Origin of the sequence: Clostridium sp. (assembly GCF_040797585.1) — a bacterium.
Taxonomy (GTDB): domain Bacteria; phylum Bacillota; class Clostridia; order Clostridiales; family Clostridiaceae; genus Clostridium_Z.
The window spans coordinates 1-11,680 of the sequence record NZ_JBFNEO010000079.1; the positions used below are offsets into that span (position 1 = coordinate 1).

8 protein-coding genes are annotated in these 11,680 nt (G+C 31.0%); all 8 read right to left on the minus strand.

Annotation, left to right across the window (positions count from 1 at the left end):
• Positions 1-264, minus strand: a 264-nt coding sequence (locus AB2369_RS06910) for a hypothetical protein (RefSeq protein ID WP_367665746.1), incomplete at its 3' end; no start/stop codon positions are given.
• 275 nt (positions 265-539) lie between these two features.
• Positions 540-1,778 (minus strand): imidazolonepropionase, encoded by a 1,239-nt coding sequence (hutI, locus tag AB2369_RS06915; RefSeq protein ID WP_367665747.1) that lies wholly within the window; start codon positions 1,776-1,778, stop codon positions 540-542.
• A 4-nt stretch (positions 1,779-1,782) separates the two neighbouring features.
• Positions 1,783-2,688, minus strand: coding sequence for a glutamate formimidoyltransferase (gene ftcD, locus AB2369_RS06920; protein WP_367665748.1), 906 nt, complete (start codon positions 2,686-2,688; stop codon positions 1,783-1,785).
• A gap of 196 nt (positions 2,689-2,884) precedes the next feature.
• Entirely contained in the window at positions 2,885-4,912 is a 2,028-nt protein-coding gene (locus AB2369_RS06925) for a urocanate hydratase (protein WP_367665749.1), read from the minus strand.
• Positions 4,913-5,429: 517 nt separating this feature from the next.
• Complete coding sequence (locus AB2369_RS06930; RefSeq protein ID WP_367665750.1) at positions 5,430-6,650, minus strand: NupC/NupG family nucleoside CNT transporter; 1,221 nt, start codon at positions 6,648-6,650, stop codon at positions 5,430-5,432.
• Between the two features lie 205 nt (positions 6,651-6,855).
• A complete protein-coding gene (locus AB2369_RS06935) occupies positions 6,856-8,076 on the minus strand; it encodes a NupC/NupG family nucleoside CNT transporter (protein ID WP_367665751.1) in 1,221 nt (406 codons plus the stop codon).
• A gap of 361 nt (positions 8,077-8,437) precedes the next feature.
• A complete protein-coding gene (locus tag AB2369_RS06940) occupies positions 8,438-10,429 on the minus strand; it encodes a fructose-1,6-bisphosphatase (protein ID WP_367665752.1) in 1,992 nt (663 codons plus the stop codon).
• Between the two features lie 287 nt (positions 10,430-10,716).
• Positions 10,717-11,292, minus strand: coding sequence for a sulfurtransferase-like selenium metabolism protein YedF (yedF, locus tag AB2369_RS06945; RefSeq protein WP_367665753.1), 576 nt, complete (start codon positions 11,290-11,292; stop codon positions 10,717-10,719).
• Between the last annotated feature and the right edge of the window lie 388 nt (positions 11,293-11,680).

The following is an 11,680-nucleotide window of genomic DNA, read 5'->3' on the forward strand; positions in this document are numbered from 1 at the left end:
GTTTATATACTCTATAGTGCCATCTCCATTTTTTACAACTATTTTATTTAAAAGACCCTCTTCTCCGTATCTATATTCTTTTATATTTAAGACTTTTTTGTTGTTATCCTTACATATTTCCTTGACTTCTTTATCCCTAAACTTTCTTTCATATATTCCTCTTAAAGTTCCTTTTCCATCATAAACAAGCTTCTTTATCCATTGACCTTTCCAAAAGGTAAAATCTTTTATCTCTTCAAAAAATTCAATTAATTTCTCTGTCATATAAAACACCCTTTGCATAGTATTTTTATTATATTATATAACTTTGCGCTTATTTTTACTACAGTCTCTAGATTATTAATGAAAATTTAAAGACTAGAAATATATTCCTCATTATAAAAATAAAAGGAATAGACTCTCTCTCTACTCCTTTTACTTTTATTACCATCCATTCTACTATAAATCCCTATGCAAAATCAAGGCTTTTGTGTTTATTTTCATTTAATTACTACAATTATAACTTTTTTATTATTAACTGAAAGCTAATCATCATAAAATTACTTAATAATACAGCCCTTCTTTACCACTTTATCTACTAAATTCATCCCTATATTATAACATAGGAATTTATAAGAAGGATAATTTAATACTATTAAATCTCCCTGTTTCCCTTCTTCTAGAGAGCCTATATTATCACTTCTATCTATTGCTGCAGCTCCATTTAAGGTCAGTGCAGTTATGGTCTCTTCTATAGATAAATTCATATATATGGTACTTAATGCTATGATTAAAGGAATAGAATTTGTAAAACAGCTTCCTGGATTTAAATCACTAGCTAATGCTACTGCAAGACCTCTATTTATCATCTCTCTTCCCTTGGCATACTCTTCTTTTAGGCTAAATGCAGTACAAGGAAGTAGGGTTGCAACAACCTTATTATCTCTCATAGCATCCATTCCCTCTTTAGAGGCTTTAAGTAAATGATCTGCAGAAACTGCTTTAACCTCTCCACTAAGTTCTGCTCCTTTAAAAGGTACAATTTCGTCTGCATGAAGCTTAACCTTCATATTAAGTTCCTTTGCCTTAAGAAGTATGTCTCTTGAATCCTCTATGGAAAACACATTTTTCTCACAGAAAACATCACAAAATTCTGCCTTATCCTTAACCTTAGGAAGTACTTCTTTTATGATAAAATCTACATATTCCTTTTCTCTTCCCTTATATTCATTTGGAGTTGCATGAGCTCCCATAAAGGTTATGGCTATATCTATGTTGCTATCCTTATTTAACTTTTCCATAACCTCTAACTGCTTAATTTCAGTACCTAAGTTAAGTCCATATCCACTTTTTCCTTCTACTGTGGTAACCCCAAAATCTATCATGGTATTAAGTCTTTTCTTTCCGCTTTCATAAAGCTCTTCAAAGGAGGCCTCTCTTGTTTTAGTTACTGTATTTACTATGCCTCCTCCTCTTTCCATAATAGACATGTAGCTATCTCCTCTAAGTCTCCATGAAAACTCTTCTTCTCTATAGCCACCAAATATAAAGTGAGTATGAGAATCCACAAAGCCTGGCAGCACTGCATTACCTTTGCAGTCTAAAATTTCATAGTTCTCTTCATTTATATTCTTTAAAACCTCTTCTTCTTTTCCTAAAGCCTTTATTATCCCATTCTCTATTATAATAGCTCCATTTTCTATTATTCTAAGATTTCCCATTTCCTTACCAAAAACTGCTGATTTTCCAACAGGAGTCACTATCTGAGAAGCATTTTTTACTATTAAATCTCTTCCCATAGCTTTACTCCATAAGTCTACTTTCTAAAACTTGATCCATGGTAAAGTCCTCTATACCCATATAATAAGATGCCACATCTATTAAAGCCTCCATAGGTACAAGTCCTACTATTTCACTTCCAACCACATTAACTCCATACCTTTTAGCTTCCATTTTAACCATTTCAAAAGCTCTATATATGGATGTTTTTGTAAAGTCCGTCATATTCATAGATACCTGAGTGATACCTCTATCCTTAAGTTCAACTCCCATAGCCTTACAGAATCTTAATCCTCCACCTATAAATCTTACCTTTTTAGCAATAGCATCAGTTATATTTATATTAGAGGTATCTAAGTTTACATTAAAAGCAACTAAAGGCATTCTTGCTCCTACCGCTGTGACCCCTGCACTTTCATGCACTTCCTTTGGTCCAAAATCTGGTGTCCAATTAGGATCTTGAAGCTTCTCCTTCATTCCTTCAAACTGACCCTTTCTAACCTTAGCTAAGTTTTCTCTTTCTGGATTTGTAGCTGCTTTTTCATAAAGGAATATTGGAAGGTTATATTTTTCTGAAACTTCCTTTGCTACTTCCTTTGCTAAAGCTATAGCATCTTCCATTGTCACATTTCTAATAGGAATAAACGGTACCACATCACAAGCTCCCATTCTTGGATGCTCTCCCTTATGCTCTCTAAGGTCTATAAGAGTTATAGCTTTTCCTATAGCATCTATCATAGCACTTTTTAAAGCTTCTCCTTCTCCTACTAGGGTAACTACTGTTCTATTATGATCCTTATCTGAACTATAATCTAAAAGTTTGACTCCTTCTTTTCCTCTAAAAGAATCTACTATTTTTTCAACTTTTTCTAAATCACGGCCTTCACTAAAGTTTGGAACACATTGAAAAATTCTTTTAATATTACTCATTATATAATCCCTCCAAAGTTTATTAATTAAGTTTATGACATGAAATTTTTACTATAGGGTTCCTAGCCCATTATGAAAAATATACATTGATGAAGCAATTTATGTTAGAAAATTCCGAATCATGTATATATCAAAATTTTAACTCGGAACCTTATAGTTATAGAATAATCTATTTAGATTTTTTTAAATTTACTATCTATTTTTTAAAAACCTCTCCAACTACTCTTTTTATAAGGCTATCTTTTGGTATATAAGGCAATGTTATATGATCTATTCCTTTATTCATATGGTTATACTCAATACTTGTAGTTATGGAATTTTCATTTCTAGCCCAAGCTCTTCTAGCTACTCCTCCCATAACATCCCATGGCATAGCATTTTTTATTATATTGTCTACCTTCTCACTACCATCAAGTAAGAGACCAAATCCTCCATTGATAGATTTTCCAATACCTACTCCCCCTCCATTATGAAGAGCAACTAAGGTCATTCCTCTTGCGCAGTTACCTGCAAAACACTGAATAGCCATGTCTGCCATTATATTACTTCCATCTTTTATATTAGAAGTTTCTCTAAAAGGAGAATCCGTACCACTTACATCATGGTGATCACGTCCCAGCATTATAGGCCCAACCTCTCCCTTTCTAACCATGTCATTAAATTTAAGAGCTATATTAGTTCTTCCCATGGCATCTTGATATAATATTCTAGCCTGAGTTCCAACAACTAAATCATTTTCTTCCGCATCTCTTATCCACACATAATTATCTCTATCTTGAGGTCTTCTATTTGGATCTATACATTCCATAGCAGCCTTATCTGTTTTTGTTAAATCCTCATGATTTCCACTTAAACATACCCATCTAAAAGGACCATATCCAAAGTCAAAAAGTTCTGGTCCCATAATATCCTCTACATAGGATGGGAATATAAATCCTCCCTTTTCATCTATCCCATTTTTAGCTATATCTTTGCATCCTGCATCATAAATAGCCTTCATAAAAGAATTTCCATAATCAAAGAAATAAGTTCCTCTATCTACAAGTATTTTTATAAGCTCATAATGCTTTCTTAAGGTCTTATCAACCAATGTTTTAAAAGTATCTCTATCCTCTTTTAATAACCTAGTTCTTTCATCAAAGGTTATTCCTTGAGGGCAATATCCTCCTTCATATGCAGCATGGCAAGAAGTTTGATCTGATAATAACTCTATATTTATATTTTTATCCACTGCATATTGGAGTAAATCCACTATATTTCCATGATAAGCTATGGATATAGGCTCTTTTTTATCCATATATTCTTTAGAAACTCTGAAAATCTCCTCTAAATCATCGGATACTAAAGATACCCATCCTTGATTTTTTCTTGTTTCTATTCTTGAATAATCTACCTCTGCAACTATTCCAACTCCCCCAGCTATTTCAATAGCCTTTGGCTGAGCTCCACTCATTCCTCCAAGACCAGAGGATACAAAAATATGTCCTCTTAAATCTTCATCTCCTTTTATTCCAAGCTTTTGTCTACCTGCATTTAATATGGTGTTAAAAGTTCCATGAACTATCCCTTGAGGTCCTATATACATCCATCCCCCAGCTGTCATTTGTCCATAATTAGCTACTCCCATTTGCATAGCATAGTGCCAATCATTGAAATTATCGAACATTCCTATCATTAAGGCATTAGTTATTATAACTCTAGGAGCTTCTTTAGAAGATTTAAAAATTCCAAGAGGATGTCCTGATTCTATAACTAATGTTTGTTCATCAGTTAATTCCTCTAAGTATTTTTTTATGAGTATATATTGCATCCAGTTTTGGCATACCTGTCCTGTCTCTCCATAGGTAACTAGTTCATAAGGATAAAGAGCAATATTAAAATCTAAATTATTATCTATCATAACTTGAAAGGCTTTACCTTCTAAAGTCTTTCCCTTATATTCCTCTATAGGCTTTCCATATATTCTTCCTTCTGGTCTAAATCTATATCCATATATTCTTCCCCTTGTTCTAAGCTCCTCTAAGAACTCCTCTGCTAATTCCTCATGAAATTCCTCTGGTATATATCTTAGAGCATTCTTTAAGGCTATTTCTGTATTTTCTTCTGTTAAATTAAACCCTCTATCTGGTGCTCTCCTTATTCCCTCTAAGAATTTTGGCATAGGTGGCAATATATTATCTAATTTTATTGTCATTCCGGTAGATATTTGAGAATTACTTACCATAACCCTTCCCCCTTATAATCCTTATTTGAAGCATATTAATAAATACTTAGTCAATACCTTAGTAAGTATTTTAAAGATTCTGTAAATACTAAAGAGACTATACTTTATATATTTGACCACTAACTTTATTTCATATGCATTATATATATATTTTATAATTTAAATAAGATTTTTCCAATAACTTACTTTACCATGATAATATACTATTGCTTTAACTAATAAATCTGAGCATAACTTCTATTATATTTTGGATCTAGCAACAGGTATACAAATTTTAATCACTTATATATCACTTGAATTATTCGACTTTATGAAGTCAGTGAATCAATGGGGATGTAGCACAAAGAATAAAAACTACAATATATTGTATTAGATTCTTAAATTCTAAAACAACATATTGAGATTAGATTTCTTAATGCGATAGCCCTATCTATAAAAATAAGAGTTATATAAAAAGAACTCCTATTAAGATAACATTATCTTAATAGGAGTCTTTATCAATTTAATATACTATGTATTATATTAATATACCTGCTATAGTTGCAGTTATAAATCCTGCTAAGGATCCACCAATTAGTGCCTTTATTCCAAGTTTAGCTATATCAGAACGTCTTTCTGGTGCTAAACTTCCTATTCCACCAATCTCCACAGCTACAGAGCTAAAGTTAGCAAATCCACATAGAGCATAAGTAAGAATTACTACGGTTTTAGGATTTAATGCTCCGGATTTTATTAAAGGAGATAGTTCAGAGTATGCAACAAACTCATTTATTACTATTTTCTTTCCTAAAAGATCTCCTGCTACTAATATATCTGATGCAGGTACCCCCATAATATAAGCTATAGGAGCGAATAGTCTACCAAATATCCAGCTTAGGTTTATATATCCCATACCAAAAATACCAAATATATAAGATGTTAAAGCATTAACTAAAGCTATTAATGAAATAAAAGCAAGAAGCATAGCTCCTACATTTAAAGCAATACTAAGTCCATCTGAAGCTCCCATAGCAGCAGCTTCTATAATACTTGATGAAGTTTTATCCAGCTTAAGATCAAAGTTATCCTTTGTTAAAGGCTTCTCTGTTTCAGGTATCATTATTTTAGATATTATAAGACCTGCTGGAGCTGCCATTATACTTGCTGCAAGTAAGTGTCCTGCATTTACTCCCATGGAAATATACCCTGCCATAACACCGCCAGCAACAGTTGCCATACCTCCGGTCATTATAGCAAGAAGTTCTGACTTTGTCATAGATTTAATATAAGGCTTTACAACTAAAGGAGCCTCATTTAATCCTAGGAAAACATTAGCAACTGCAGATGTAGTCTCTGCTCCACTAGTTCCAAGAGCCTTAGCTATTACTTTAGTAATTATCTTTATAATAAATTGCATAATTCCTAAATAGTATAATACACTCATAAAAGCTGAGAAAAATATTATTGTGGGAAGAATTTGAAGGGCAAATACTGAACCAACCTTATCTGGATTTACTAAATCTCCAAATAAAAATGCTGTTCCCTCCCTTGTAAAATTTAATAATGCAGATATACCATCGCTTATGGTTAAAAATATCTTTCTTCCTATAGGGATTTTAAGAATTATTATAGCAAAGGTAAACTGAACAATTATTCCTGTTATAACCAGTCTCCAATTAATCTTTTTCTTATTTTCTGATAATAAATATGCTATTCCTATTAATATTATTAGACCTAAAACTCCTATGAATCTTTCCATATAAATTTCTCCTTACCTTTGTATTTCCCTTAAATCACCAAAATAAATATTCAATCCTTATATCGAAATTTTATATTATAAAGTTCCTAAGTAAGTTCTTAGTTTATACCTATGATTTTTCACAGGTTAAATCATAACTTCAAGAGATGGATAAATTTAAAAATACATTAAAAGGTATAAAAAGTGGCAAAAAACCACTTTTTATTTAGAACAGTATCCCTGCTATAGTTGCTGTCATGAAAGCTGCTAGAGAACCTCCCACTAAAGCTTTTAACCCTAGTCTTGCTACATCTCCTCTTCTTTCTGGAGCTATAGCACCTATGCTACCTATTTGTACAGCTATAGAAGAGAAATTAGCAAATCCACATAAAGCATAAGTTAACATAACTATAGTTTTAGGTTGAAGACTTCCTTCTTTTATAAGACCTGAAAGGCTTGAATAAGCCACAAATTCATTTAATACAGTCTTTTGTCCTAATAAATCTGCTGCTGTAAAAACATCTACTGTTGGTATTCCCATAACATAAGCTATTGGAGCAAATAATCTTCCGAATATCCAGTTTAGAGTCAGGTAAGGTGCTCCAAATAAAGATCCAATAGAACTTAAAAGAGCATTACTTAAAGCTATAAGAGCTATAAAGGCAAGAAGCATTGCTCCTACTCCAAGGGCTATTTGAAGTCCCTCTCCAGCACCTATTGCTGCTGCTTCAATTACTCCGGAACTTTGATTGTCAATTTTTATATCTAAACTATTTTTAGTAACTGCTTCTTCAGTTTCTGGCACTAATATTTTAGCAAAAACAAGTCCTGCTGGTGCTGCCATTATACTTGCTGCAAGTAGGTGTCCAGCATTTACTCCCATGGCTACATATCCTGCCATAACTGAACCTGCTACTGTTGCCATTCCTCCTGTCATTATGGCAAGAAGCTCGGATCTTGTCATCTTATTAATATAAGGTTTAACAACTAAAGGTGCCTCATTTTGACTTAGGAATATATTAGCCACAGCAGAAGTTGTCTCTGCTCCACTGGTACCAAGCAATTTTGCAAGTCCCTTAGCTATTATAGATATAATAAATTGCATTACTCCTAGGTAATATAAAACTCCCATAAGAGCTGAGAAAAATATTATAGTTGGGAGTACTTGTAATGCAAAAACAAATCCAAATTTATCTACATTAACTAGATCTCCAAATAAAAAGCTAGTGCCTTCCTTTGTGAATTCTAAAAGCTTATTTATAACATCACTAGCTGCTATAAAAACCTTTTGTCCCGCTGGAACCTTAAGTATTAAAACTGCAAATATAAGTTGAAGTATCATTCCTGATATTACTAATCTCCAGTTAATCCTTTTCTTATTCTCTGATAATAGATAGGCTATAAAAATTAATACTAATAATCCGATTATTCCAATTAATCTTTCCAAACTTACTACTCCTTTTCTTAAATCTTTAGTATAGCTTTTCATAAGACTGTATAATGTTGTGTTTTATAAAAATGTCTTTTTTAATATAACCTTTTTTTCGCTACTAATCAACAATATTATTCAATTTTTTTCATGTAAACCTTTAATATAATTAAATATAATGATATTTTTTCTTCCAAAGTTTTTCTTCTTATTATTATCTCCCTTAATTCTTTTATATATGTGACTCTTTTCTCATTGAACATTCTATGTACTATTTAAAACCTATGACTTTTTTATAACATACAAAATTAACAAAAATAAGGTTCAATTATATTCATAGAATTTTAATCTATGGATATAGTTGAACCTATATATCTAACTATCTCTTTTCTTTTATAAGTCCCTTTCTATAAGCGGAAAGTAAAAGCTTTAAATCCTTTATCTGTTTCTTAAGCTCATCTCCAACATCAGTATCTCCAACTCTTTTTCTCTCCACTACCTTTTCTAATATAACCATGGTTGATAGTATATCAGTCTCTTCTTTTATAGCAGTGTCTATAGAGCTAAAAGGTTTATGACTTACAAGCTGTAGCCCAAAAGAATTATATATTAAAGTATACCCTGCCATTCCAGTTTTTGATTGATAAGCTCTTGAAAATCCTCCATCTATAACAAGAAGTTTTCCTCCTGCCTTTATTGGACTTTCTCCATTCTTTTTCTCTACAGGTACATGTCCATTTATTATATGTGTACTATTAGGATCTAAGCCAAAATCCTTTAATACTAGATTACACATACTTTCCTCATCTCTTAATTTATAATAAGCATTTTTTTCTTCCTTATGGCAAGATTTATCCTCTATAAAATATCTTTCAAAGGTGGTCATCTTATCCTTCCCAAATAAAGGTGAATTACTGCCTGTCCACAAGTACCACATCATATCCATTCCATAAAGCTTCGCCTTAGGATTATTATGGTGGAAATATCCCTCTCTTGCATAGGTCTCAAATTCATCTAAAAGAGTTCTTCCTTTAAATTCTTTACTTCCTAACTTTATTTTTCTTAAAGTACCATCATCATTTAAAGGTACACACCCATGGAAAAGAAGATTAGAGTTATATATAAGATACATACTACCCTTCGCAAATAAAAAACTTATATGCTTTTGTAATTTTTCACTATTTATAAAAGATGATTTTAACTTATCAACTAAATCCTTTTCTTCCTTAGTTAAAGCATAAGGGTTTTTATGATCTATAGTTGGAAAATTATTATCATTTAGCTTATAAGTTTTTCCGTATAATTCTATGGTTCCCTTCTCAAAATCTATATTATTTAATATCATCCTATGAGCCATGTTAAATTCTGGTCTTCTCTTTATAACTTCTCCCTCTAACTTAAATTGTATTACAGCTATGGCTTTATGCATTTTAGAAATCAGTTGGATTTCCTTCATGGTATATTCCTTCTCAGATTCAAATTTTGGCTTGAAATTTGTACAGGAATCATTTTTGTAAAAATCTAGGGCAAAAGTAGCTAAAGGAAGCATATTTATTCCGTATCCATCCTCTATAGTATCTAAATTAGCATATCTTGCCTGTATTCTCAAAACGTTTGCAATACACACCTCTGATCCCGCTGCCGCTCCCATCCAAAGTATATCGTGATTTCCCCATTGTATATCAACAGAATGATACTCCATTAAAGTATCTAATATTATATGGGCTCCTGGTCCTCTATCATATATATCTCCTAATATATGAAGCCTATCTATAACAAGCCTTTGAATAAGCTTTGATATAGCTATAATAAACTCCTTTGCTCTATCAATGTTTATTATAGTTTGTATTATTTCATCATAATACTCTTCCTTATCCTCCCTCTCTGGTTGTTCATGTAATAATTCTTCTATTATATATGAGAAATCCTTAGGTAATGCCTTTCTCACCTTAGATCTTGTATACTTTGATGTTACATGTCTTAAAATTTCTACTAATCTATATAAGGTTATTCTGTACCAATCATCAATATTATCTTCTTCCTTTAATATGTGCTCTAACTTTTGTTCTGGATAATATATTAAAGTAGCTAAAGTTTTCTTCTCACAATTCCTTAATGATATTCCAAATATATCCTCTATCTTTCTTTTAATTACTCCTGATGCATTTTTTAATACATGTATAAAAGGTTCATACTCTCCGTGTATGTCTGTTAAAAAGTGCTCAGTACCCTTTGGTAAATTCAATATAGCTTGAAGATTTATTATCTCAGTGCTAGCTGCATTTATAGTAGGATATTGCTTAGCTAAAAGATTTAAATATCTTAGATCTTCCTTTATTTCTTCTGTCATTGGCTCATCTAAAAACGCCATGATTCTCCCCCCAAAATTTAACTATAATTATATTTAATCTTATTTTTCAGGATTTGTGTTATAACATATGATTATTATAATATACTTTTTACCTTTTATCTACTAATTTTGTTGTATTATTATTTTCTTACTTTATAAAGTACTATGTTGTATATAACTCTCATATTCAATACAATATATGGATATTATGTTTTTGTTATACAATAAAAAGAGGTTGCATCAAAGTTCTATTTTGAAACAACCTCTTTTTATTGTATCTCCATCCCGCTGTAATAAACCTGTAAAATTTATAACTTAATTGTATTTTTAGATTTATTCATTTTTTCTACTATAGTATACATATTAGATATTTCCCCAACTGCTAACTTATCTTTTACTTCAAAAAAGTCTAAACATGCGCCGCAACTTAATATTTCTACTCCTCTTTCACTAAGTCTTGTTATACTCTCAAGACAAGATGACTCTTCTATTGTAAGTTTTACTCCACCATTCATGAAAATTAATGTTTTCGGTATATTATCACTTTCACTTAAAGCAAATAAATAACTTTTCATAAGAGTCTCCCCTAAAGTGTCATCTCCATCCCCTAACTTATCAGAAGTTATAACAATGGATAAATCCTCTGCTAATTCAATAGGAGCACAGTTACAATTATCTTTTTCTATAACTATCTCAAATAAATCCTTACTTTCTGTAACTTCATATGTAAATCCATTACTTTCTGTAAATTTTACTATATTATTTTTAGCTACTTCATTATCAACTATAATCTTTGCCTTTCCTTCTTCTATAGAATCAAAATACTTTTTTGTATTTATTAAGGGAGTTGGACATTTTAATCCCTTACAATCTATTATATGCATATTTTCTCCACCTTTTTACATTTATTATATATACATTATATATAACATTATTATATCATAAATTCTAAATATTCTTATTGATTCTCTTAATACAATATGATTAATCTATTAATTTATCCAATACTATTTATATTTACCTTGGATTCACTAACCTAATTTATTTGATTTCCACTGATATTTATAATATAATTTACTAAGCAAATTTATTAAGTAGAGGATGATAATATGAATTTAAAACCTTACATATCTACAAAAATTAATACTATAGAAAAATCGCAAATTGTAAGGAGTAGCCTTTTTATATTTACACTTTTATCTCTAGTAATAAAATGTGCTATTTATTTAGGCTTTACCCTTAATGAAAATGCATATAGTCTAAACTTCTCTT

Bases quoted from the DNA above. Each gene is read 5' to 3' on its own strand.
- hutI (WP_367665747.1), bottom strand. From the start codon at position 1,778: ATGGGAAGAGATTTAATAGTAAAAAATGCTTCTCAGATAGTGACTCCT.
- ftcD (WP_367665748.1), bottom strand. From the start codon at position 2,688: ATGAGTAATATTAAAAGAATTTTTCAATGTGTTCCAAACTTTAGTGAA.
- AB2369_RS06925 (WP_367665749.1), bottom strand. From the start codon at position 4,912: ATGGTAAGTAATTCTCAAATATCTACCGGAATGACAATAAAATTAGAT.
- AB2369_RS06930 (WP_367665750.1), bottom strand. From the start codon at position 6,650: ATGGAAAGATTCATAGGAGTTTTAGGTCTAATAATATTAATAGGAATA.
- AB2369_RS06940 (WP_367665752.1), bottom strand. From the start codon at position 10,429: ATGGCGTTTTTAGATGAGCCAATGACAGAAGAAATAAAGGAAGATCTA.
- yedF (WP_367665753.1), bottom strand. From the start codon at position 11,292: ATGCATATAATAGATTGTAAGGGATTAAAATGTCCAACTCCCTTAATA.